We start from the raw sequence: 22,669 nt of genomic DNA, 5'->3' as shown, positions 1-22,669 counted from the left end.
CAAAGCTAGTCTGAATCGCGGACGATGTCATGACGGAGCCAAGCCGGGCCGAACCGCGGACGTGCCGGTAGAGTTCTAGCTGCACGATCGTGACGTACATACAGAGGAGATACGGTGGCGCATTTCGTGATCATGGGATGTGGCCGGGTGGGGGCAACGCTGGCGCACACGCTGGAGGATGCCGGCCATTCCGTGGCCATCATCGACCAGGACGACCGCGCGTTCCGCCGGCTCCGCCAAGGGTTTACAGGCCGGAAGGTCACGGGTGTGGGATTCGACCGGGACACCCTGAAGCAGGCCGGGGTCGGTGAAGCCTATGCCTTCGCGGCGGTTTCCAGCGGCGACAATTCGAACATCCTGGCTACCCGCGTGGCCCGCGAGACGTTCCATGTCCCGCATGTAGTCGCCAGGATCTACGACCCCGGACGCGCCGAGATCTACCAGCGCCTGGGCATTCCCACCGTTGCGGCCGTCCGCTGGAGCGCGGACCAGGTACTGCGCCGCATCCTGCCCGAGCAGCACCTCGCCGGCGATTTCCGCGAACCCTCCGGGCGGCTGGTCTTGGCGGAACTGGACCTGGACAGCGGCTGGGTCGGGCACCGGATCAGCAGCATCGAGAAGGCCGCCGGTGTCCGTGTGGCCTATCTCACCCGTTTCGGCGAAGGCCTGCTGCCCGAGGCGGGCACCGCGTACCAGGACGGCGATACGGTGCACGCCATGCTGCAGGTGGACCGCAGCGCCCTGATCGCCCAGATCCTCGCCAAAGCCCCCGCCAAGGAGTATCAGTGAAAGTAGTCATCGTCGGCGCCGGCAGCGTCGGATCATCCATCGCCCGGGAACTGCTGGCGCACAAGCACGAAATCCTCCTGATCGACCTGAAACCGGAGGTGATCGGGCGCAGCGGACTGCGTGGTGCCCACTGGCTGGTGGGTGATGCATGTGAGCTGTCGACCCTCCAGGGCGCGAAGGTGGAAGACGCCGACGTCGTGGTTTCCGCCACGGGTGACGACAAGGTCAACCTGGTCGTGTCGCTGCTGGCGAAGACCGAGTTCGGGGTGGGCCGCACGGTGGGCCGGGTCAACAACCCCAAGAACGACTGGATGTTCAATGACTCCTGGGGTGTCGACGTCGCCGTCAACACCCCTCAGTTGATGACCGCCCTTGTGGAGGAGGCGGTGGAGATCGGCGACCTCGTCAGGCTCCTGACGCTCCAGACCGGCGTTGCGTCGCTGGTGGAGTTCACGGTGCCCCACGACTCGCACGTTATCGGCATGACCGTGGGGGACATCCACTGGCCGGATGACGCCACGCTCGTGGCAATCCTCCGCGACCAGGCTCCCATCACCCCGAGCCGCGACGATGTGATTGACGGCGGCGACGAACTCTTCTTCGTCACCACGATCGCCGCGGAGGACAGGTTGCGTGAGCTTCTCTCCTCAGCTCCCGGCAGCATCGACGCCGGCGCCCCGCCGCAGCCCGCCGTCGGCGCCGAGCCTGCCGTGAGCGGGTACGGTCCGGTTCCGGACGACGACGGCTTCGACGGCTAGGTGCGCCAGGCGCCTTGAGGCGTCAGGCGGCTTGGGTATCAGGCGTCGGGGCCGGGGACGGCCTGGTCTTCGACGACGGCCGGAGCCGGGCGGGTGACGAGCCAGGCCACCCACACACCAAGAATGTAAAGGGGCGCGCCCATGATCAGGCGCGTGGTGGCGAGGGCGGCCAGGCCGTCCGCGCCCATCAGGTACAGGGGCACCTGGACGATGAGCCGGAGCGCCAACACCGCAACGATGATCCAGGTGCCCAGCCGGTAGGCCTTGACGCGGTCGGGGTCCTTGCGCCAGTCCACTCCCTCGTTGCGGATGAAGCCGAAGAGGAGCCCGGCCACCGGCCATTTGACGATGATCGAAACCACCATCGCCAGGATGTAGGCGCCGTTGGTGAAGAAGCCGGGCAGGTAGAAATCCTCCGCCTTGCCGGTGGTGTTGGCCAGCCACGCTGAAATGCCGACGCCTACCACGCCCGCCAGGGCCTGGGTCAGGGGGCGCCGTTGTGCCAGCCTGGCGATGGTGAACGCAGCCGCCGAGGCCAGGGCGGCCACCAGGGAAAGCGTGAGCTCCCGCGTAACGGTGAACGCCACGAGGAAGACCAACCCGGGGACAGTGCTCTCCGCAATGCCCTGGACTCCCCCGGCGCTCCGCAGAACGTCCACCCGGCCGTCGTGGGTGCGGTGGAGCCCCGCCTTGGCCGCGTATTCGGCGGCCAGGCCGGCCACCGGCGACGGGGCGGCTGCCGGACTCTGGGCGGCTGCCGGCGATGGGACCGCACCCCGCCGCCGGCCCGGGCCTGCGTTTTCGGACGACTGTTCGGGCTGCTGCTCGGTCATTCGGTCTCCTGGCGGGACATGATCTCGTAACGGGGATTAAAGATGGTGGGCATGTCCTTGCCGCGCGCAAGCATTCCCTCGACCCGGATCTCGGCGCCGGCTTCGATGCCCGGCACCCGTCGTCGGCCCAGCCACACGATGCGAAGCCGTGCGGGCTTGTTCCGGCCGGGGCCGCCGCCCGGCCGTCCGGTTCCGGTCTCGGAGACGATGGCGCTGAACTCTGCTGTCCGGTCTGCGGGTACGAAGGTGACAGATTCAATGTGCCCCTGGCACAGCACGCGTCCTTTGTCCGGGAGTTGGTCCAGCGGAGTCAGCCCACCGGATACCTGGGCGGGTCCGCCGTGTTCGGCCTCAGCCGATTTGGGTGATTTCGGGACCACGTTCTGGTTCCTCCAAAGTGGGACCGGCGGGCGGAGGAGTAGCGGAGGCATCCTTCGGCAGCCGCAGCTGCAGGAGGTCCCGCGGCGGCATGGGGCTGTCACCCCGGACCACCACCACTTTCCGGAACAGCGTCTCGAGCGGTTCGGCGGCGGGGCGTTCCAAGGCTGCGGGTCCGCCCAGGACGCCACGCAGGAACCAGCGCGGACCATCGACGCCGATGAAACGGGCTACCCGGTAGCCTTGGCTGCCATCCGGAAGCCCGGCAGGGAGTTTGGCGACCAGTTCCGTGCCAAACGAGCCTTCCACCTCTTCGACCTGGCCGCCCTGGGCACCGACCGACTGGCCGATCTGTTCGCGGATTTCGTCCCACAGCGTCTCTGTCTTGGGGGCGGCGAACGCCTGCAGTTGGAGGCTGGATCCGTTCAGGTCAAGCGTGACAGCCACCACGCGCTGCGTTGCTTCTTCGACCTCGAGGCGGAGCTGGAGTCCCTCGCTGGGCGTGATCAGCAGGGCACCGAGGTCAACGAAGCCGTCCCGGCTTCCTACCTCGGACTCATCGAAGGGGCCGTCCTGGCCACGCGTGGAAGCGGCGGCAGCGTCTTCTCCAGGTTCCGCTGCCGTGAGCTCTTCGGCCGGTTGCGCCAGCTCTTCCTTCTTGGCTTTCCTGCCGAGCCCAAAGACCATGGGTGACTCCTTCGTTCCTAAAATGTGCCAGTTCTCAAAATCTGCCGGCCGGGACCAGGTCCTGCCGTCGTGCGTGCTGGCGTGGCAGCGGTTGTTGGGGAGGTGTCAGGCTCCGGGAACGTTGAACCCGCCGGTGGAGCCGAAGCCTCCCGTGCCGCGCACGGAACCGCTCAATTCGCTGACAGGAATGAAGTGCGCGTGTTCCACCCGCTGGATAACCATCTGGGCAATTCTATCGCCGCGGCGCAGCTCAATCGGCTGGGATGAGTCGGTGTTCAGCAGGGTTACCGAAATCTCCCCCCGATAGCCGGCATCCACCGTGCCTGGTGCGTTGACGATGGTCAGGCCGTGCTTGGTGGCGAGTCCGGAACGCGGGTGGATCAGCGCCACGAACCCGTCGGGCAGGGCAATGGCCACACCCGTGGGGACCAGTTTGCGCTCCCCCGGCATCAGGACCACGTCTTCGCGCGCGCGGAGGTCCGCTCCGGCGTCGCCCGGATGCGCGTATGAAGGAGCCTCCAGGTCCGGATCCAGCATCTTCAACTGGACCTGCAAGGTGGGCCTGGCAGGGGCTGGGGCTGCCGTTTCCGGGACGAGGTCTACTGCGGTGGGATGTTCAGTCACAGTCACTCACTCTAACCCGCGTCCCCGCAACAGTCCCAGATGGCCGGATCCGGAGCCCGGGACCCAAGATGAAATAGCGGACCAAAGGTGGAAAGCTTGGCATATGCCCGAATCAAGCACGCCAGCCTCCGTTCCCAGCAAACCCTCGGCCGGGACCCCTGTCACTTACCAGGAGAAGCTCTGGCCCAATGCCTGGATTTGGGTCATCGCCGTGGGCGTCTCCGCAGCCGGCATCCTGGTCTTCGCACCCATCAGCATGGCGGCCGGGTATACCGCGGCGGTGGTGCTCCTTGCGATCATCAGCGTGCTCCTGGTCCTGTCTACTCCCGCCATTACGGTTACCCGGGACGCGCTGACGGTTGGACGGGCCACCATCGACCGTAAATTTGTGGGCGCCGTTGAGCCGTTCACCTCCGGCGAAGCCACAGCAGAGCGGGGCACGAGGCTGAACGGGCTCGCCTACCTCTGCATCCGGGGCTGGATCGATCCAGTCGTGAAGATCGAGATCACCGACCCGGCCGACCGCACCCCGTACTGGCTCGCCTCCACCCGGCACCCGGAAAAGCTGACCGCAGCCCTGACCCGGGGCTAAGGAACCAGGTACCTGCCGCGGCAGCCCCCTCCCCGCCTGCCGATGCTCTGCCTGGCGCAGGGTGGCCCTGGCGCTGACTTCTTCCGGCCGGACTCAGGCGGAAAATCACGGCGCGCCCTGCCCCTTGAGCCAATTCCGTCCCACCGGGTGGCAGAGTTTCGATTGATAGTAATGCCAGGGTGGAGGATTTGTATGCAGGATCTACGGCTTGTAGGCGTGCACGACGACGGGACGCATCTCCTGTTGAGCGGGGCCGGCGGCGAGATGTTCCAGCTGCCGATCGATGAGGCCCTCAGGACGGCCAGCCGGTCCGCGGCCAAACCGCGGGCGGAGCGGCCTGCCGTTCCGATGTCCCCCAGGGACATCCAGGCCCGGATCCGCGCCGGTGCCACCGCTGCCGATGTTGCGGAGTTGTCCGGCATGCCGCTGGCCAAGGTTGAGCGTTACGAAGGGCCGGTCCTTGCCGAGCGTGAGTACGTTGCGCAGCAGGCGCGGAAAGTTGAAGTCGCGGCGCCCTCCCCCGGCCACGACATCTACCGGTCCGCATTCGGCGACAACCCCGCCACCCTGGACGACATGGTTTCCCATCGACTGTCCGCACACGGCATCGACCCGGCAACGGTGGAATGGGATTCGTGGCGGCGCCAGGACGGCACCTGGACGGTAGCTGCGAGCTTCGAGGCCAAACCCGGCGGGACGTCGGGTATCGGCGAGGAGCCTCCCGCTTTGTGGACGTTCAGTCCCGCACGCAAGTCGCTGCAGAACACCAACCGCTGGGCTCAACAACTAAGCGAGCTTGAGCCGCTGGACGGACCTGTTCCGGCCCGCCGCCTCACAGCAGTATCGGACCGGCCCTTCGACTTTGAAACCGACGCGGACTCGTCCAAGGCTTCCTCCGGCACCCAGGGTGCCCCGGCACAGGAGGCCGGCAAGGAGTCCGACGGCCTCCTGGACATGCTCCGGTCGCGGCGTGGCCAGCGGATAGGCGTCGACGAAGATTCCGATGACGCCTTGGCGCTGCTGCTGACCCATGGGGTACCGGCGGCCCATCCCCGCCCGTCCGAGGTGGTTCCTGAACCAGAATCAACCGAACCGGAGCCCCAAGACGACAAGCGGGACGGACCGGCAGCCCAGGGTGATTCGTTCATCCGTCGCAGGGACGCCAGGCCGTCCATGCTATCGAGGCTCAGCCTCATTCCGCCGCACCGCGACACCCAGGACGACGCTTTGCGGCTTCACGACGGCGTCAGCACGGACACGAGGGAAATCACCATTGCCGCGTCCCCGCAGAAACCGTCGGCCGGCAGCCAGGGCGCAGGAACAAGCGGCGCCGGGCTGGATGAGTTGCTTGGCGGCAACCCCCGCCGCACCACAGCGAAGCAGGACGACTCTTCCCCCACCACCGGCCAACTTCCGGAAGCCGAGGCACCCGAACGCCCGGCAAGGCCAAAACGATCCAGCGTCCCTTCCTGGGATGAGATCGTTTTCGGAACCCGAAGCGACTAGGAGCTTCCCTCCAACGGCCCCTGATGGACTCGGGCCCGTGCTAGGATCCCCACCACGCGGCCGCGTGTAAAGCGCAATCACCAGGAGGTTCTCGGTGCCGGACACAACCTGCCATATGTCTATTTCGCTGGACGGCTTCGTCGCCGGACCGGACCAAAGCCTCGAAAACCCGCTGGGTAAACGGGGACTTGAACTGCACGGCTGGCATATCGGCGACCCCCGGGCCACTGAAACCAACCAGGTCGCGGCTGATTGGCTCATGCGGCCCCGCGGCGCCTATGTGATGGGCCGGAACATGTTCGGCCCCGTCCGCGGCGAGTGGAATGAGGAATGGAACGGCTGGTGGGGTCCGGAACCGCCGTATCATGCGCCGGTGTTCGTCCTGACCCACTATGAACATGACCCGATCCAGATGGAGGGCGGGACGACATTCCACTTCGTCACCGACGGATTCGACGCCGCCTACGCCGCCGCGTCCCAGGCCGCGGGAGAAAAGGGCGTGGATATCGCAGGTGGAGCCTCGACCGTCCGCCAGGCACTGATTGCCGGCGTGGTGGACGAATTGACGCTAGACATCGCACCGGTCCTTCTCGGTTCGGGCGAACGTATCTTCGACGGCGTGGAGTCTTTCGACTTCGAACCCGTCGAGGTGCTTCACTCTCCGTTGGCAACCCACATCCGCTACCGGCGCAGGAGCTAGCAGGCGCCTGCAGGTCGCCGGGCGGCAGGGTGCAGGGCAGGCAGGGTGTCGGGCTGGCAGCTATGCCGACGGCGCGGCGGGGGTCCTTCCGTGAGTACAGGAGAGTCCCGTTCGACGGCGGCGCACTGGTCAGCCGCGAGCTTCGCCTTTCATGCCGGCTGGTGTCAGGCGGGCTGGTGTCAGGCGGGAGCGTGAAGGATCCGTGCCAGGCTTTCCTCTCCTGGCGACAGCCCTAAGTAGGCGAAGTCGGGGTGGCTGCCCGGCGGTTCGCCCGCTTGGCTCCGCCACTCTTTCGGACGTTGGCCCGGTGGTTGGGGCCACTTTGTCGGTTCCCAGTCCTGGTGTTCGCTTTGGTAGTGGCGGCCGATGGGTGAGGTCCAGCCGGGTGGGTCGGTTTTGGTGGCTGGGGTGGGTTTCCAGCCGGTGGCGTGCCGGAGTCGATGATGTTTGGGGCACGGCTGTCCGAGGTTGCTGATCCCGGTGGTGCCACCATTGGCCCAGGCGAGGATGTGGTCGGCCTCGGTGTCCAGGGAGGGGCTGCTGCACCCGGGGAACGGGCATTTACCGTCCCGCAGCCGGAGCCAGTTCCGCATCGCTTTGCCCACCCGGTAGCTCTTCCTGCCGATCTCCAACGGTGCCCCGTCCCGCGGATCCACAAGCACCCGGTAGAACGAGCCCGCCCCCTCCGCGACCAGCCGCCGGGCCATCGAGGCCGGGATCGGCCCATGACCATCCAACACCGCCGCCTCATCCGTCAACCCCAGCAGCGAGAACACCGGCACCGTCACCAACACCTGCGCCCGGACCGAGGAAGACAAGCCAGCCACCGCCCCCTCCCCGTCCCCGGTCCCGGTCCCGGCGCTGCCGCTGGCGTGGTCCCCGGCACCGCTACCGCCCCCTCTGGTGCTGCCGGGGACGAGTCCGTTGGTAAGGATCGCATCGGCGAAAGTATCAGCCCGCAGTTGGGTGAGAGTCCTGCCCTCGCCCGGGCCCTGGAGCCCACGGGCAAGAGCGGTAAGCCGGTTCCAGGCCGCTGCCCCCTGGTCCGCGGGCAGGTAAGCGGCGAGCCAGGCCATCCCGTCCTGGTCCGGCCGGTACTCCACCCGCCGGTCCATGATTCCCTTGGCGTGGCGTTTCTCGATGCTCTCGGCATGGTGGCGTTCCCGCCAAACCCTGGCTTTGGCCCGGAACCGGTGCGCCGGCAACTCCCCCACCGGGCACCCCCGGGCCGCATCCGGTGCGTCCGGGTCCAGGAAATGTGCCTCCAACCCCGCCGCCCCGGCAGCATCCAGACCCGCCGTTTCATCAGCCATCACCGTGGCGTGCTGCCACGACAGGGTCCCGTTGTTCAAAGCTGCCGCGGTCCGCGGCAACGAGGCGCTCAGCGCGTGCGAGGTGGCCAGGAACGAAGACGCCGCCCGCGGACCCAGCGCCAGCACACAGCCGATCTCGGCCGCGACCGCCATCTCCTGCGCCACCACCGGCAGCACCGGCCCCGCCACAGCACCGGCCGCCTCCGCATACGCCACCGCAGCCCGGGCCTTCACAGCGGCGACCCTGGCCTCCACCTCACGCGCACCGGCCAGGACATCCAGGCAGCCATCCGCCAACCCGGCCAACGGATCAGCAGCACAGAACAGCTCCGCACCACACCCGTCCACCTCCGCAACCAGCACGGCAAGGGCAGCGCGAATGTCCTCAAACGCCCCCACCACCGCCGCTTTCCCCATAAACCCATCGTCACAACGGGGTACGACATTTAAGCCGAGCAGCACAACCGGGCGCCAAGAAGACCGGACGGGTTTCGACAAGCCCAACCACCGGTTTCCAGGTTTCGACAAGCCCAACCACCCGCGCGCTCAACCAGCGGTTCCGTCCGGACCGTTACGTCCCGCGGGGCTCCCCTGGCCCGCCTGAACCACGCCACAGGCAGGCGTCCACTTCGAACGGCAGCAATTCGTCCTGCTGGGCCATCAGTTTGGCGCCGTGCGCCGTCACCCTGCGCATGAAATGCCGGCGGCACAGCGTCTCGTACCCCACCACGGGGACGTGTTCGGCAGCCTGAGTGGTGGCCGCGTCCGCCACCATGTCCACGTCGCCGACCACCACCTGCGCACCCTCGGTGACCATGACGCCGTCGACCGTCCTGGCGTTGTGCGTGGCCCGGCGGCCGCACCAGCACAACGCCTCCACCTGGAGCACCTGCACCCGGTCCGCCAACTCGATGAGGCGTTGGGACCCGGGGAACAAACGGGTGCGGAAGTCGGCGGTGATGCCGAAAGCGAAGACGTCGACGTCGATCTCGTCCACCACTTTGGCCAGCTGCTCCACCTGCTCCGGGGTGTAGAACTGGGCTTCGTCGCAGATAAGGTAGTCCACCCGCCGGCCCTGGGTGCGGCGGACCATGACTTCCTCCCAGAAGTCCGTGGTGTCCAGTACCTCCACGGCGTCCGTCTCCAGGCCCAGCCGGCTGGAGATGCGGGATTCGCCGGCACGGTCGTTGCGGCTGAACCGCACACCGCCACGGCCGCGTGCCCGGTGGTTGTAGTCCATCTGCAGGGCCAGCGTGGATTTTCCGCAGTCCATGGTGCCGGAGAAGAAAATGAGTTCAGCCACGCCGGCGGCTCCTTCCGTCCGCCGTAAAGCAAAGCAGCGGGACCTCCCGCTCAGCCTTGGTCAGGGAGCCGTGCTGGCCCACCACTTCCATGGCGCTGGACCGCATGCGCCGGCCGTCATAGAGGGCGACGGCATCCCGCGCCGCGATCATGACGTCACCGATCCTGCCCTCCACGGCAGGCCGGACGTCACCAAAAAGTCCCCCGGCAATTGCTTCGTCCCGGGTGAAGGCCCACACACGGTCGCCGAACCTTGCCTTCCAGGCCGCCACCAGCCGTTCCCGGCCGGCAGCGCCGTCCACGTGCGTGTCGTCGAGGTACAGGTGGACCATCCGGGGTTCGCCGGCCGTATGGCGGACGCCGTCGACCAGCGCGGAGTCGGCGGAGAAGTCGATGCGCTGCGGTTCGGGAATGTCGAGCATGCCGTGGTCTGCGGTGAGCAGGATCGTAGTCCCTGCGGGCAGCGAGGAATTGAGCCGCTTGACCGTGGCGTCGAGCTCCTCCAGCTGGTGTTCCCACTGTTCCGACCGGCAGCCGTAGCGGTGGCCTGCCTTATCCAGTTCATTCACGTAGAAATACATCAGGGATGGACCGGCGCCCGCCATCGCGTCGGCGGCAGCCCCGGTGCGGGCATGGGCGGTGGTTCCGGAGATGAACCTGCCTCCGCGCAGGGCGGCCCGGGTCATGGGCGAGCCGTTGAACTGGGCGAGGCTGACGGTGCTGACGTCCACCTGCCCGGCCGCCCGCTCAAAGACGGTGGGGAACGGCTGCCACGTGGCCGGGTCGACGCCGGGATCCCAGTTCCCGAGGAGGTTGACCACCTTGTCCTGGCCGGGGTCCAGGACGTCGTAGCCCACCATGCCGTGCTGGCCGGCCGGGAGCCCGGTCCCGAAGCTGGCCAACGCTGCCGCTGTGGTGGAAGGAAAGGCCGAGTCCAGCCATACGGGGACGTCGCCCTGCCCTGCCTGGACCACGGAACGCAGGAACGGGGTGTGGGCGGCTTTCTGCTTCAGGAGGTTCCGGCCCAGGCCGTCGGCGAGGACCACGCAGACGCGGCCGGCGGCGGGAAGGGCCAGGGTGTTGTCGAAGCCTTCCACCCCCAGGCTCGCCGCGGCGCTGGTGAGGACTTCGGCGACGGAGCGGTGCCCGTAAGCGGGAGGGGGCGGGAGATCGGGGGTGTGTCCGGAAGCGGGAGTCGGTTCGGCTTGGTGGCGGGCTTCGGGCATCTCAGCGCTGCTGGTGCCCGCGGCTGAGCCGGTTTCCGAACACCCCGGACCGCGGGCGGGGAGCCATGGACTGCACGTGGGACGCGGGCGCTGCCGAGCCGGTGTTGACGGCGCGCAAAGCCCGGGCGAAAAGCTTGGCGTCCTGCACGGCCTGCAGCCCGTCGGCCTCGGCGCTGATGCGGAGCACGATGTCCTCCTGCGCGATGGTGCCGGTGTAACCGTGGTCCGCTTCGCACTGCGGGTCCCCGCAGCTGGCAGGCCCCATGTCCAGGCGCTGGCCGCCGGACCACGCAATGGACAGGGTCAGCTCGCGCACCGGATCCGAGGGCTTGTAATTTTGCGGCTGGGCGTACATGTAGCTCAGGACCACCGAGCGGATCTGGGCCACGGGAACGGATTCGGTGGAGATTTGCGCGACGATCTGCTCCCCCGCCTCGTCCAGCTGTTGGTCGTCCACATGGGTGATAACCAGCATGTCCGCGGTGAGCACCAGAACGGTGATGTGCCGCCGCACCTCCGCCCGGTCAAAATGCGTTTCCAGGTGCACCAGATGCGCCACGCAGTCCCGGCCGTCCAGCGCATCGTCAACGACGTCGGAGACCAGGCGTGGGTAGAAGCCGGCCTTCTGCAGCGCGTCTTCGAGGCTCTGGCCCTGGAGTCCGTGATGGTGTGAGCTGTGCTGGCGGAGTGCCTGGTTTTCATTGCCGGGCGTTTCGGGCGCCGACGCGGGAGGCTGGAAGCTCATGCCCCCATTTTCACAGATCGGCCGGTCACTTGCTAACCGCCTCAGCCCAGCATTGCCCTGCGGGCACTGTCCGTCCGCTGCGCTGCGTTGCCAATCCGCACGTCAGCGGCGAGGATCGTAGCCCCGGACGTGCCGCACAGGACGGGGTTGAATTCCACGAGCGCGATCTCCGGATGGTTGTCCTTCATCCAGGCCAGCCTGGCGGCCAGGTCCTCGAGGGCCTGAACATCAACGGCGGGCAGCCCCTGGTACCCGAACAGTTTCCGCGATGCCCTGGGGGCACGGATGAAGTCGTGGAGGTCGGCGGCGGACAGCGGCGGAACCCGGTGGGCCCAGTCGTCGAGCAGGTTGACGGCGTCACCGGCGAGGCCGAACGAGATCACCGGGCCAAGCAAGGGGTCTTCGATGGCCCGGAAGGTGCAGGCCTGGCCCACCGATGCCATGGACTGGACCTCCAGGGCCGGGTCTCCGTAGGCGGCGAGCGCCCGCCGCATCTGCACCACGTTCTGGCGCAGCGATTCGGCGTCCTCGATGCCAAGGCGTACCCCGCCCAGGTCCAGCCGGTGCCGGAGGGCCGGGTCCGTGGTCTTCAGCACTACCGGCCAGCCGAGGGCTTCCGCTGCCTGCACGGCCTCGTCGGGCGTATTGAAGGCCGCCGATGGCAGGACGGTGATGCCGTAATGCCCCAGGAGGGAAGCCGCTGCCGCCGGTTCCAGTTGCTTGAGCTGTTCACCGGTGACGTCCCGGAGCAGCCCGTCGAGTTCGGCTTCGGCCTTGCGGGGATCGCAGCCCGCCGGTTCCACGAACGGTCCCTGGTCGCGGGCAGCCCATTCCGCGTACCTCACCACGGCGGCGAGCGCCGCTACCGCGGCACCGGGGTTGGAGAAGCAGGGAACCGTGCACCCGTCGGCGCCCACCAGGCCCTCCACGTTAATGGCCGGGTCCAGGATGCCGCTGAACGCCGCCACCACGGGTTTCCCCGCTGCGGCAGCACACTCCGCCAGGACCCGGGCCACGGCGTCAACGGTCAGGCCCCGGGCGGGCAGCAGGGCTGCGACGGCGGCGTGCACGGTATCCGAGGCCAGGGCGTCCAGGAGAGCCTTCCGCAGCGCGGGCAGCGCCACCGACTGGCCCGCGTCCAGGTCGAGGCCGGAGAGCACCTGGGCAACGCCCAGCCCGTGTGCCACTGCGCTGTCCGCCACGACGTTGCCGAGGGCCTGGGAGTTGCTGAAGATGGCGACGTCGGGCCCGGCCGGAAGCCCCTGGCCCGACACCACTTGGGCGACGTCCACGAGCTCTTCCACGGTCTCCACGCGGATTACCCCCGACTGGCGCAACATGGCGTCCAGGGCGCCGGCCGGTGCCTGCGTGGTACGGACGGCGTGTCCGGGCGGCAGCCGCAATCCCATGGTGTCCGACTTGGCAACGATCACCGGCTTGGTGCGGGCCAGGCGCCGGGCGATCCTGGAGAACTTGCGTGGGTTGCCTATGGACTCCAGGTACAGGCCCACGGCGGCGGTATCGGCGTCGTCCTCCCAGTACTGCATCATGTCGTTGCCGGAAACGTCCGCCCTGTTGCCGGCGGAGAGCAGGCTGGAGAGCCCCAGCCTGCGCCGGCTTGACGCGGCGTACAGCGAGACGCCGATCGCCGCGGACTGGCTGAACAGGCCCAAGCCGCCACGCAGCGGCATGGTGGGGGCCATCGACGCATTCAGCGACACGTCCGGGTGCGTGTTGGCGATGCCCAGCGACGCCGGGCCGATCACGCGCATCCCGTTGGCCCTGGCCTGGCGCACCAGGGCGCGCTGCCGCAAAAGGCCGCGTTCGCCGTCGTCCGCGAAGCCTGCCGTGGCAATCACCGCGCCCTTGACCCCGGCAGCTGCGCAGTCTTCCACGACGCCGGCCACCTCTTCATAGGGCACGGCGATGATGGCCAGCTGGACGGGTTCGGGAACCTCGGACAGCTTGCCGTAGGGGATCATCCCGGCCAGTTCCAGCGCCTCCGGGTTGATGGCGTAGACGGACCCGTGGAAGCCTCCCTCGATGATGTGTTCAAGCAGCTGGTACCCCACGGTGCCCCATTTGCGGCTGGCTCCGATCACGGCAACGGACGACGGCGTCAGCAGGTCCCGGACGCTTCTCGCCTCCGCGCGGTGCTCGCGGGATTCCATGACGGCGCGCGACTTCTCGGTGGGCTCCACGTTGAACTCAAGGCTGACGACGCCGTCGTCGAAATGCCGCTTGACGTCGTAGCCGGCGTCGGAGAACACCATCAGCATCTTGCGGTTCTCCGGCAGCACCTCGGCGGTGAACTTGCGGATCCCGTTTTCGTGCGCGGCGGCGGCCAGGTGCTCCAGCAGGATGGAGCCGATGCCCCGGCCCTGGTGGGCGTCGGCTATGTTGAAGGCCACCTCGGCCTCGGTGGGGTCGGTGAGCCGGTCGTAGCGGCCAATGCCGATGATCTCGCCGTGGATGGTGATGACGAACGCCACCCGGTCCTTGTAGTCAACCTCGGTGAAGCGCTTGAGTTCCTTGGCGGACAGCCTGGCCTTGAACGCGAAGAAGCGCATGTAGATCGAATTCTGCGACTGTCCGGTGTGGAAGGCCTGGACAGCGTCGGCATCCGACGGGTGGATGGGCCGCAGGTGCGCCGTTCCGCCGTCCCTCAGGACGACATCGGCCTCCCAATGTTCCGGATATTCGCCGTCCCCGGGCTGATCCACCATAGGCTTAGCCTAGCCAAGAACTCCCGCAGCATGCCCGAAAAGCTGCAAGCACCCGCAGAAGGATCCAGCAAACCCCATGGCCCGCCGCCAAAGTTCAAAACCCATCGTGGACGACAACTACACGGAGAACATCGTCGATATCGATGTCACGTCCGAAATGCAGGGCTCCTTCCTGGAGTACGCGTACTCGGTGATCTACTCCAGGGCGCTCCCGGACGCCCGCGACGGGCTCAAGCCGGTGCAGCGCCGCATCCTGTACATGATGAGCGACATGGGCCTGCGACCGGACCGCGGCCACGTCAAGAGTGCCCGCGTGGTGGGCGAGGTGATGGGAAAGCTGCACCCGCACGGGGACGCGGCCATCTATGACGCCATGGTGCGCATGGCCCAGGACTTCTCCCTGCGGCTGCCGCTGATTGACGGGCACGGCAACTTCGGCTCGCTCGACGACGGCCCGGCGGCACCGCGGTACACCGAGGCCAGGTTGGCGGCCGCGGCCCTCACGCTCACCAACCACCTCGACGAAGACGTGGTGGACTTCGTCCCCAACTACGACAACCAGCTGACCCAGCCGGACGTCCTGCCCGCAGCCTTCCCCAACCTGCTGGTCAACGGCGCCACCGGCATCGCCGTCGGCATGGCAACCAACATGGCCCCGCACAACCTGGTGGAAGTGATCTCGGCCGCCCGGCACCTGATCGCCCACCCGGACGCCACGCTGGAGGACCTCATGCGGTTCGTGCCGGGCCCTGACCTCCCCAGCGGCGGCAGGATCGTGGGCCTGGACGGCATCCGGGACGCGTACGCCACCGGCCGCGGCTCGTTCAAGACCCGGGCCAAGGTGGAAATCGAGCAGCTTTCGGCACGCCGCACCGGCCTGGTGGTCACCGAACTGCCGTACATGGTGGGCCCGGAAAAGGTGATCGAGAAGATCAAGGACGCGGTCAACGCCAAGAAGCTGACCGGTATCAGCGACATCGTGGACCTCACCGACCGCAAGCATGGACTCCGGCTGGTCATCGAACTCAAGAACGGCTTCAACCCCAACGCGGTCCTGCAGCAGCTCTACCGCTACACGCCGATGGAGGACTCCTTCGGCATCAACAACGTCACCCTCGTCGACGGCCAACCACAAACCCTGGGCCTGGTGGACCTGCTCTCGGTCTACGTCAACCACCGCATCAACGTGGTGCGCCGCCGCACCGCCTTCCGGCTGGGCAAGAAGAAGGACCGCCTGCACCTGGTGGAGGGCCTGCTCATCGCCATTGTGGACATCGATGAGGTCATCCAGATCATCAGGTCCTCGGACGAGGCCTCCGCCGCCCGCGAACGGCTGATGTCCATCTACGACCTCACCGAAGTCCAGGCCAACTACATCCTGGAACTGCGCCTGCGCCAGCTGACCAAGTATTCCCGGATCGAGCTGGAAAAGGAGCAGGACGAGCTGCGCCGCGAGATCGCTGAACTGCAGGCCATCCTGGACTCCGAGGAACTGCTCCGCACGGTGGTTTCCGACGAACTCGGCGCGATCGCCGAGGCACACGGCACCCCGCGGCGCACCGTACTGCTGGAATCCGAGGCCGTGTCCCCCACCATCGCCGCCGAACTGGCAGCGGCCCCCGGGAAGGGCAAGGCAGCCCCGCTGGCGCTGGAAATCGCCGACGACCCCTGCTGGGCGATCCTCACCGCATCCGGTCAGGTGGCCCGGACCAGCAACCAGGAACCCCTCGCCGAAGCGGGGCCCCGGAACAAGCACGACGTGTACGCATCGGTGGTCAAGACGTCGGCCCGCGGCGAGATCGCGGCCGTCACCTCGCTGGGCCGCATGCTCCGCCTGCAGGTCATGGACATGCCCGTCCTGCCGCCGGTGGCGGGGCTGCCCAACCTGGCCGGCGGCGTACCGGCCAAGGAATTCCTCACCCTCGTCAAGGGCGAATCCCTGGTGGCATTCGTTCGCCTGGATGAGGTCCTGGCCATCGGCACCGCCCAAGGCGTGGTGAAGCGCGTCCAGCCGGACTACCCCCTGAACCGCGAAGACTGGGAAGTCATCACCCTCAAGGACAAGGATTTCGTGGTGGGAGTGGCTCCCGCCGGCACGGATGACGCCGAGCTGGTCTTCCTGACCAGGCAGGCCCAGCTGCTGAAGTTCCCCGCCGCCGTCGTCCGCCCCCAGGGGCGCACCGCAGGTGGCATGGCCGGCATCAAACTGGCCGACGGTGACCAGGTGGTCTTCTTCGGCACCGTCCAGCCGAACGACGCCGCCGCCGTCGTGGTCACCATCGCAGGGACCAACGGCGCCCTTCCCGGGACTGCCCCCGGGACCGCCAAGGTCACCGCCTTCGATGAATACCCTGCCAAGGGACGGGCCACTGCGGGCGTCCGGGCACACCGGTTCCTGAAGGGCGAGGACACGCTGCTGCTGGGCTGGGCAGGACATGGGCCGGCCAAGGCGTCATCCGCCGCCGGCGTGGCACGGTCCCTGCCGCAGGAGCATGGCCGTAGGGACGGCTCGGGCGTCCCCCTGTCCCAGGCCGTGGAAGTCGTGGGACCGGCCATGGCGTGGGAGTCCGAACCGGCACCCGAAAACTAGCGGCCGGCGCCGGGCCCACCCGGCATTTACCCGGCGATTACCCGGCGACGTCGCGGCGGCGGAAGCCGGCGACGGCGAGCGCCACGAAAACGGCGATCGTGGCTGCCGAGACCAAGACGCTGTCCCAAGCGGTGCCCTGCCGCAGCGGATCGTGGCCGATGTACTGGAAAAACGGCGAGACCTGGTGGATCCGGTCGAAGGCATCCACCAGCGGGGCGAGCGCGTTGACGATGTAGGCGAGCACCGCCAGGACGGCGGGTATGCCGCGGCTGAGCCCGGTCCGTCCGGTGGCCGCCGACAATGCCAGGGCAAGGCTGCCGAAGACGACGCCCAGCAAGGCCAGGTGCAGCATGGCGGCGGCCACTTTATCGGGCGGCAGGACCATGTCCACCAGGCTGCCCTCCAGCACCAGCGAAACGCCCATGACCGCGGCCAGCAGGAAGGTGCCCAAGGCCATGGCCGCGAACTTGTCCACTACTACCCTCCCGCGGCCCACCGGATTGGAGAGCAGCAGGTCCATGGTGTGCCGGTCCTCTTCCCCGCCGATGGCGCCAGCGCCGGCGCTGACGGCGTAGATCAAGACGGCGATGGGTCCCATGAAGGACATCAGCTCCACTTGGATGTACCCCGTGGGGGTGGACATATCCGCGCTGGAGGTGGCGAACAGGGACCGGAAGGCCTCCGGCATCTGGTCGATGAAGCCGCTGATGGATGGCTGGGACTGGACCGCCGGCCACACGGCTGCGTACATGGCCACGATCAGGGCCAGGGAGACGGCCCACGCGAGCAGCGTCCTGCTTTGGTCCCGGAGCGTCTTTACCAGGACGTTAGCCAGCATGGCGTGCCTCCGTCCGGGCTGCATCCAGGGCCCTGGTGCCGCCCTGGTCCGAGCCGTAGTAGCTCAGGAAGGTTTCCTCCAACGGAGCCTCGGAACACTCAAAGTCCTCCACGTCCCGGGCGCTCACCAGCTTCAGGAGTGCATCCAGGGCCGATTGCGGGGCGTTGCAGCTCAGCGAGCGGCCATCCACCGTCAGGTCCCGTACGCCCGGGACACCGGCGAACTCTGCCGCGGACACCGTGTTGGTGAACCGGGCCCGCACCCGGTGCAGGGACCGAGCAGCGAGGTCCTGCAGCCGCTCCACCGCCACGAGCTTCCCCGCCCGGACCACGCCGATCCTGTCCGCGACGCGTTCCACCTCACCCAGGACATGCGAGGAGAAGAGCGCGGACCCGCCGCCGGCCGTGTGCTCGCGGAGGATGGAGTGGAATACCTGCTGCACCAGGGGGTCGATCCCGCTGGTGGGCTCGTCCAGCACCAGCAGCCGCGGCCCGGACATCACTGCCAGGACAACGGCAAGCTTCTGCCGGTTTCCGCGCGAGAGGGTGCGGGCCTGGCGGTCCAGGTCCAGGTCGAGCCGGTCCGCCAGCTCGGCGGCGCGCGGGGCATCATCCCGGTGCCGCAGGTGGGCGCAGTACGCCACGTGCTGGTGGCCGGTGAGGCGTTCGTAGAGCGCCGGCTCCCCCGGCACATAGCCCACCAGGCGGTGGACGTCCCGGGCCTGCCGCCAAGCATCCAACCCCAGCACCGTCGCTGTGCCGGATGTGGGCCGCAGCATGCCCATCAGGAGCCGGATGGTGGTGGTCTTGCCCGCCCCATTGGGGCCCAGGTACCCGAATACCTCGCCCGGCCCGATGGTGAGGGTCACGTCGTCGAGCGCTGTGTTCCGGCCGAACCGCTTGATCAGGCCGGACAGCTGCACCATGCTGTCCGCATCCATCGGTGCTCCCGCATCCCGGCGGCCATCCGCACTCATGCTGCAAGGCTAGGCAGGCGCCCCCCTGGCGTCCCAGAGTCTTTCGGCCCGGACCCCCTAGACTGCTCTCATGCCTATCGTTCCTGATGAAAAGGACTGGACCTGGGTCTTGTCCCGCACCTGCCCGGAATGTTCCTTCGACGCTTCCACCGCGACCCCGGCAACCGTTCCCGGCATCATCGAAAGCATGCTGCCCCGGTGGCGGGCCGTCCTGCGCCGGCCGGACGCCGCTGAGCGCCCCGACGACCAGACGTGGTCCCCGCTGGAGTATGCCTGCCACGTGCGGGACGTCTTCAGCCTCTTCGACCACCGGCTCAACCTGATGCTGGCCGAGGACGGCGCCCGCTTCGACAACTGGGACCAGGACCTGACAGCCGAGGAAAAGGACTACGCCAATTCCGATCCGTCCGAGGTAAACGCCGAACTGGCCGCCGAAGGACACCAGGCCGCGGATGCCTTCGCCGGTGTCCGCGAAGAGGACTGGGGACGGAAGGGCCTGCGCAGCAACGGCTCCGAGTTCACGGTCCTGACCCTGACTCAATACTTCCTGCACGACGTCGTCCACCACCTGCACGACGTCGACGGCTAGCGGTACGGTCGGCTGAGCCCTGCGGCCTGCTGCGGCGCCGGCAGCATTCTCAACGCGACGCTGCCACGCGTTCCCCGGGCACGCCGGACACGGCCGGAAGTTCCAGCCGGGCGTCCTCAGCGGCAATGTCCGCCCCGTTGTGGGTGACCAGGACCACGGTACGGTCCCGCAGCCCCCTGCGAAGGTCCGCGAGCATGGCCGCGGCCGCCTCCGCGTCCAGGTGGGCGGTGGGTTCATCCAGCAGGATCACGTCCGCGCCGGTCAGCAAGGTCCGCGCCACGGCCAGTCGCTGGCGCTCGCCGCCGCTGAGGAAGGCGCCGCCGGGGCCGATCCTGGTCTCCAGGCCGGCAGGAAGCCTGTCCACCAGTCCGTCAAGTCCGACGGCGGCCAGCACCGCGTCCAGGTCATCGTCGGCAACCGGCGGCTCACCATTCCCGGCGGCACGTCCCAGCAGCAGGTTCCCCCGGATGGTGGAATCGAAGAGATGGGCCTCCTGCGGGCACCAGGCCGCCCGGCCGGTCACTTGCGCCCGGCCCGCCGCCGGGGCCAGGAAGCCGAGCAGGACGGAGAGAAGGGTCGATTTTCCCGAACCTGACGGCCCGGTGACAACCAACCAGCGGCCGGGCTCCGCCACGGCATCCAGCCCCGTGAAGACCGGTGGCCCATCCGGCCAGGCTGCGGCCAGCTCCGTCAAGGCGATGCCCGGGGCGCCGCCGTCCCGGCCCGGGAGGGCCTGCAGCCCGGAGGTGTCCCCGTCCGGGGAGGCCACGCCCGCGCCGCTGCCGGACGGACCGCCGTCGAGGGCCCCGGACTCCCCCACCCGCTGCAGGACCTTGCCGAGCGCGGGGAACTGGCGCACCGCCGTCGTCATGGCTGCGTACGGTTCCACCAGCGCGAGCAGCAGCAGCACCACCACGGCCGCCGTAGCCGGGGCAACCCGGGCAGCGAGCACATCCGGGGCAGCCAGCCAGGCAGCGGCCAAGGCCGCGGATCCGCATCCGACGGTGGCAACGGCGTGTCCCAGCCCGTCCGCCCAGGCGGAGCGCCGTGAGGCGTCCGTCGCGTCCCGGTCCTCGGCCCGGAGCGCCTCGAGCACGTGCGGTGCCAGTCCGTTTGCGTGCAGGTCAACCCTGGCGTCCAGTGCGGCCGCTATCCGCCGCAGGACGCCGGAGCGTAGGGACTGCTCGGCAGTGGCCGAGCGGCGGTCCCCCCACAGGGCGGCCGCCGGCGCGAGCAACAGGCCGATGGCGGCAGCGCCGACCACCGCGGGCAGCGCGGCGGGCACCAGGACTCCTGTGGCCGCCAGGGCCAGGACGGACACCGCGAGTGCCGTGACGGGTGGCAGGACCACGCGGGGCAGGAGGTCGCGGATGGTGTCGACGTCGTCAATCACCGTTCCCAGCACGTTGCCGCCCTGCAGGAGCCGGCGCAGCGACAGGGCCCTGCGGCTCAGGGATTCCCAGAGCCTGCCGCGCAGGCGGGTGAGGGCGGCGAAGACGGCATCGTGGAGCAGCAGCCGTTCCCAGTAGCGCAGCACGGCACGGCCGATGCCAAAGAACCGGACGCCAACGATGGCGGTCAGGAGGTAGAGGATGGGCGGCTGTTCGCTGGCCCGGATGATGAGCCACCCGGAGAGGCCAGACAGGGCGACGGCGAAGATGGCGGCCAGGGTGCCGACCACGGCTGCGGCCGCGAATTTGCCGCGCACCGGCGCCAGGAGCGCTGCGAGGAGTCCGGCCGCGCCGGAAGTGGTGCGGTTGGGGCCGCTGGTGTCGGTGCCGGATGCGTTCGACGCGGTATCTGGGGATGCAGGGCTTTCGGACGGCGGGTTGCCCGTGCCGACGGAAGCGGCCAAGGCCGGGGCGCGGGAGGGATCCTGCAGTTCCACGGCCTGCCCGGGGGGTGCCACCGGAACCAGCTGGTCCGCAAGGTGCCGGGTGCGCTGGTTGTGGGCCACCAGGATCACGGTGACCTGGCCGCGGAGGCTCCGGATGGCGTCTTCGACGACTGCGGCGGACGCGTCGTCCAGGTGCGCGGTGGGTTCATCGAGCAGCAGGATCGACGCCCCGGCCTCAATCCTGGCCAGTCCGCGGGCCAGCGCCACCCGGCGAAGTTCGCCAGGGCTCAGCTCCGCTTGGTGCTTCGCCCCCAGGTGGCCGGCGCCGGCCCGCGCCAGGCAGTTCCAGGCAGCCTCTTCGGCGGCGAACCGGTCCGGGCCGTGGCCCGGGTCCCGTGTCAGGTACAACAGCACCTCGTCCAGGACGGTTGCGGCCACCATGACGGGATGTTGCGGCACCCACGCAATGGCACCGCGGTCCAGGCCCCTGATCGATCCGGTAACACTGGTGCCGTTGCCGGCCCCGATCGTCCCGGCCAGTACGCCGAGGATAGTGCTTTTGCCCGCACCGCTGGGGCCGTCAAGGGCGGTGATCCTGTCCTGCGGTGCGGTGAAGGTGAGGGGGCCGACGGCGGTTCCGGACCGCCCGGCATAGCGCACCGCCAGGCCGGTGACTTCGAGGGGGGCGCCCGGCCGGCCGGTTTTGGCGGCGGGCAGCGGTACCGCTTCGGGGGCGCCGGTCACTGCTGCCGCTTCCGCCAGGGCCACGCGGCCATCGTCACTGGCGTGGTGCGCCGTGCCCAGCTCCCGCAGCGGGAGGTAGCAGTCCGGTGCCAGGAGCAGTGCCAGCAGGCCTGCCTCCAGCGGCATGTCCCCGTGGACCAGGCGGACCCCGATAAAGACCGCCACCACCGCCACCGAGATGGTGGCGATGAGTTCCAGGGCCAGCGCAGAGAGGAATGCGGTGCGAAGGGTGCCCATGGTGCGGGAGCGGTATTCCTCGGAAATCTCCTCCAGGGCCTTGCGCTGCGCGGTGGCGCGGCCCAGGCCCACCAGGACCGGCAGGCCCTTGGCGAGCTCGAGCATGTGCGCTGACAACCGTGCCAGCGACGCCTGGGCCTGGCGCACGCTGTCCTCGGTGTAGCGGCCTATCAGCACCATGAACACCGGGATCAGCGGCACCGTGAGAACGATGACCACGGCACTCACCCAGTCCGCGAAGAGGATGCGCGCCCCCAGCAGCAGCGGGATGGCCGCACAGTTGACCAGGGCGGGCAGGAACTGGGTGTAGTAGCTGTCCAGTGCGTCCAGGCCTCGGGTTGCAAGCACTGCCAGGCCGCCGTCGCCAGGTCCGGATCCGCGGACGCCGGTGCGGAGGGCATGCTCCAGCAGCCCGGCGCGCAGCTCTTCCTTGACCCCCAGGGCGGCGCGGCGGGCCGCGACGGCCTGTCCCCAGACGGTCAGGGACCTCAGCACGACGCCGGCAAGTCCGGCGGTGATTTGGGTTCCCCACGCGGGGTTCCCGGCGACCAGTCCGGCCAGGACGGATGCCACCGCCTGGCCGATCAGGACCAGCGAGAGTGCCTTGAGCGCCGCCAGGACCCCCAGCCCGTAGATCGCTGAACGGGTGGCCGGGCCTGCGGGGAACGTTGGCCGCACG

19 protein-coding genes are annotated in these 22,669 nt (G+C 68.6%); 7 read left to right on the top strand and 12 right to left on the bottom strand.

The genetic code is table 11. The annotated features are described in order from the left end of the window. The first annotated feature begins 114 nt into the window (after positions 1–114). Both ACFVVC_RS03380 and ACFVVC_RS03375 read left to right on the top strand, forming a co-directional pair. Complete coding sequence (locus ACFVVC_RS03380; RefSeq protein ID WP_387449199.1) at positions 115–789, top strand: potassium channel family protein; 675 nt, start codon at positions 115–117, stop codon at positions 787–789. Then, positions 786–1,547 carry a potassium channel family protein gene (locus ACFVVC_RS03375; protein WP_387449195.1) on the top strand — a complete coding sequence of 254 codons (762 nt, stop codon included), beginning with the start codon at positions 786–788 and terminating at the stop codon, positions 1,545–1,547. The genes ACFVVC_RS03380 and ACFVVC_RS03375 overlap by 4 nt, the downstream gene beginning before the upstream one ends. A 38-nt stretch (positions 1,548–1,585) precedes the next feature. Here the strand turns inward: ACFVVC_RS03375 and ACFVVC_RS03370 are convergent, their stop codons facing one another. From ACFVVC_RS03370 to dut, 4 genes are all read right to left on the bottom strand, one after another. Next, the gene (locus ACFVVC_RS03370; RefSeq protein WP_387449191.1) at positions 1,586–2,380 is read right to left on the bottom strand and encodes a DUF3159 domain-containing protein; all 795 of its coding nucleotides are present in this window, start codon (positions 2,378–2,380) and stop codon (positions 1,586–1,588) included. Then, entirely contained in the window at positions 2,377–2,685 is a 309-nt protein-coding gene (locus ACFVVC_RS03365; protein WP_387449834.1) for a hypothetical protein, read from the bottom strand. The genes ACFVVC_RS03370 and ACFVVC_RS03365 overlap by 4 nt, the downstream gene beginning before the upstream one ends. 46 nt (positions 2,686–2,731) lie before the next feature. Beyond that, positions 2,732–3,445: a DUF3710 domain-containing protein gene (locus ACFVVC_RS03360; RefSeq protein WP_387449189.1), complete on the bottom strand. Its 714-nt coding sequence runs from the start codon at positions 3,443–3,445 to the stop codon at positions 2,732–2,734. A gap of 105 nt (positions 3,446–3,550) precedes the next feature. Then, positions 3,551–4,069, bottom strand: a complete 519-nt coding sequence (dut, locus tag ACFVVC_RS03355; RefSeq protein WP_387449186.1) for a dUTP diphosphatase — start codon at positions 4,067–4,069, stop codon at positions 3,551–3,553. Positions 4,070–4,172: 103 nt separating this feature from the next. Between dut and ACFVVC_RS03350 the strand changes: the two genes are divergently transcribed. The 3 genes from ACFVVC_RS03350 to ACFVVC_RS03340 all read left to right on the top strand — a co-directional run bounded on the left by ACFVVC_RS03350 (position 4,173) and on the right by ACFVVC_RS03340 (position 6,867). Then, on the top strand, positions 4,173–4,661 hold the full coding sequence (locus tag ACFVVC_RS03350; RefSeq protein WP_387449183.1) for a DUF3093 domain-containing protein: 489 nt from the start codon (positions 4,173–4,175) through the stop codon (positions 4,659–4,661). Positions 4,662–4,853: 192 nt separating this feature from the next. After that, a complete protein-coding gene (gene sepH, locus ACFVVC_RS03345) occupies positions 4,854–6,167 on the top strand; it encodes a septation protein SepH (protein WP_387449181.1) in 1,314 nt (437 codons plus the stop codon). A 115-nt stretch (positions 6,168–6,282) separates the two neighbouring features. Then, entirely contained in the window at positions 6,283–6,867 is a 585-nt protein-coding gene (locus tag ACFVVC_RS03340; protein ID WP_387449179.1) for a dihydrofolate reductase family protein, read from the top strand. Between the two features lie 179 nt (positions 6,868–7,046). On the opposite strand, the gene ACFVVC_RS03335 is transcribed toward ACFVVC_RS03340, so the two are convergent. From ACFVVC_RS03335 to ACFVVC_RS03315, 5 genes are all read right to left on the bottom strand, one after another. Next, entirely contained in the window at positions 7,047–8,597 is a 1,551-nt protein-coding gene (locus ACFVVC_RS03335; protein ID WP_387449176.1) for a DUF222 domain-containing protein, read from the bottom strand. Between the two features lie 154 nt (positions 8,598–8,751). Next, on the bottom strand, positions 8,752–9,483 hold the full coding sequence (locus tag ACFVVC_RS03330; protein ID WP_387449174.1) for a thymidine kinase: 732 nt from the start codon (positions 9,481–9,483) through the stop codon (positions 8,752–8,754). Further along, complete coding sequence (locus ACFVVC_RS03325) at positions 9,476–10,708, bottom strand: alkaline phosphatase family protein (protein WP_387449171.1); 1,233 nt, start codon at positions 10,706–10,708, stop codon at positions 9,476–9,478. Before ACFVVC_RS03325 ends, ACFVVC_RS03330 begins: the two co-directional genes overlap by 8 nt. Position 10,709: 1 nt before the next feature. Beyond that, complete coding sequence (locus ACFVVC_RS03320) at positions 10,710–11,453, bottom strand: DUF5998 family protein (RefSeq protein ID WP_387449167.1); 744 nt, start codon at positions 11,451–11,453, stop codon at positions 10,710–10,712. A 41-nt stretch (positions 11,454–11,494) separates the two neighbouring features. Then, positions 11,495–14,179 carry a GNAT family N-acetyltransferase gene (locus tag ACFVVC_RS03315; protein WP_387449165.1) on the bottom strand — a complete coding sequence of 895 codons (2,685 nt, stop codon included), beginning with the start codon at positions 14,177–14,179 and terminating at the stop codon, positions 11,495–11,497. 76 nt (positions 14,180–14,255) lie between these two features. Here ACFVVC_RS03315 and ACFVVC_RS03310 point away from each other — a divergent pair, with 76 nt between their 5' ends. Then, positions 14,256–16,769, top strand: coding sequence for a DNA topoisomerase (ATP-hydrolyzing) subunit A (locus tag ACFVVC_RS03310; RefSeq protein WP_387449162.1), 2,514 nt, complete (start codon positions 14,256–14,258; stop codon positions 16,767–16,769). A 37-nt stretch (positions 16,770–16,806) separates the two neighbouring features. Here ACFVVC_RS03310 and ACFVVC_RS03305 read toward each other — a convergent pair whose 3' ends face one another. Both ACFVVC_RS03305 and ACFVVC_RS03300 read right to left on the bottom strand, forming a co-directional pair. Then, entirely contained in the window at positions 16,807–17,607 is an 801-nt protein-coding gene (locus tag ACFVVC_RS03305) for an ABC transporter permease subunit (RefSeq protein WP_387449159.1), read from the bottom strand. Then, positions 17,597–18,583 (bottom strand): ABC transporter ATP-binding protein, encoded by a 987-nt coding sequence (locus tag ACFVVC_RS03300; protein WP_387449156.1) that lies wholly within the window; start codon positions 18,581–18,583, stop codon positions 17,597–17,599. Before ACFVVC_RS03300 ends, ACFVVC_RS03305 begins: the two co-directional genes overlap by 11 nt. A 70-nt stretch (positions 18,584–18,653) precedes the next feature. Between ACFVVC_RS03300 and ACFVVC_RS03295 the strand changes: the two genes are divergently transcribed. After that, entirely contained in the window at positions 18,654–19,172 is a 519-nt protein-coding gene (locus tag ACFVVC_RS03295) for a DinB family protein (RefSeq protein ID WP_387449153.1), read from the top strand. Between the two features lie 49 nt (positions 19,173–19,221). On the opposite strand, the gene cydD is transcribed toward ACFVVC_RS03295, so the two are convergent. Further along, positions 19,222–22,668 (bottom strand): thiol reductant ABC exporter subunit CydD, encoded by a 3,447-nt coding sequence (gene cydD, locus ACFVVC_RS03290; protein WP_387449149.1) that lies wholly within the window; start codon positions 22,666–22,668, stop codon positions 19,222–19,224. Position 22,669 lies beyond the last annotated feature (1 nt).

Source organism: Pseudarthrobacter sp. NPDC058196 (assembly GCF_042882685.1).
GTDB lineage: Bacteria > Actinomycetota > Actinomycetes > Actinomycetales > Micrococcaceae > Arthrobacter.
This window is presented reverse-complemented; position numbering and strand designations above follow the sequence as displayed.

Bases quoted from the DNA above. Each gene is read 5' to 3' on its own strand.
- ACFVVC_RS03315 (WP_387449165.1), bottom strand. From the start codon at position 14,179: ATGGTGGATCAGCCCGGGGACGGCGAATATCCGGAACATTGGGAGGCC.
- ACFVVC_RS03370 (WP_387449191.1), bottom strand. From the start codon at position 2,380: ATGACCGAGCAGCAGCCCGAACAGTCGTCCGAAAACGCAGGCCCGGGC.
- ACFVVC_RS03325 (WP_387449171.1), bottom strand. From the start codon at position 10,708: ATGCCCGAAGCCCGCCACCAAGCCGAACCGACTCCCGCTTCCGGACAC.
- ACFVVC_RS03335 (WP_387449176.1), bottom strand. From the start codon at position 8,597: ATGGGGAAAGCGGCGGTGGTGGGGGCGTTTGAGGACATTCGCGCTGCC.
- ACFVVC_RS03305 (WP_387449159.1), bottom strand. From the start codon at position 17,607: ATGCTGGCTAACGTCCTGGTAAAGACGCTCCGGGACCAAAGCAGGACG.
- sepH (WP_387449181.1), top strand. From the start codon at position 4,854: ATGCAGGATCTACGGCTTGTAGGCGTGCACGACGACGGGACGCATCTC.
- ACFVVC_RS03295 (WP_387449153.1), top strand. From the start codon at position 18,654: ATGCCTATCGTTCCTGATGAAAAGGACTGGACCTGGGTCTTGTCCCGC.
- ACFVVC_RS03340 (WP_387449179.1), top strand. From the start codon at position 6,283: ATGTCTATTTCGCTGGACGGCTTCGTCGCCGGACCGGACCAAAGCCTC.
- ACFVVC_RS03320 (WP_387449167.1), bottom strand. From the start codon at position 11,453: ATGAGCTTCCAGCCTCCCGCGTCGGCGCCCGAAACGCCCGGCAATGAA.
- ACFVVC_RS03360 (WP_387449189.1), bottom strand. From the start codon at position 3,445: ATGGTCTTTGGGCTCGGCAGGAAAGCCAAGAAGGAAGAGCTGGCGCAA.
- ACFVVC_RS03350 (WP_387449183.1), top strand. From the start codon at position 4,173: ATGCCCGAATCAAGCACGCCAGCCTCCGTTCCCAGCAAACCCTCGGCC.
- ACFVVC_RS03310 (WP_387449162.1), top strand. From the start codon at position 14,256: ATGGCCCGCCGCCAAAGTTCAAAACCCATCGTGGACGACAACTACACG.
- ACFVVC_RS03300 (WP_387449156.1), bottom strand. From the start codon at position 18,583: ATGAGTGCGGATGGCCGCCGGGATGCGGGAGCACCGATGGATGCGGAC.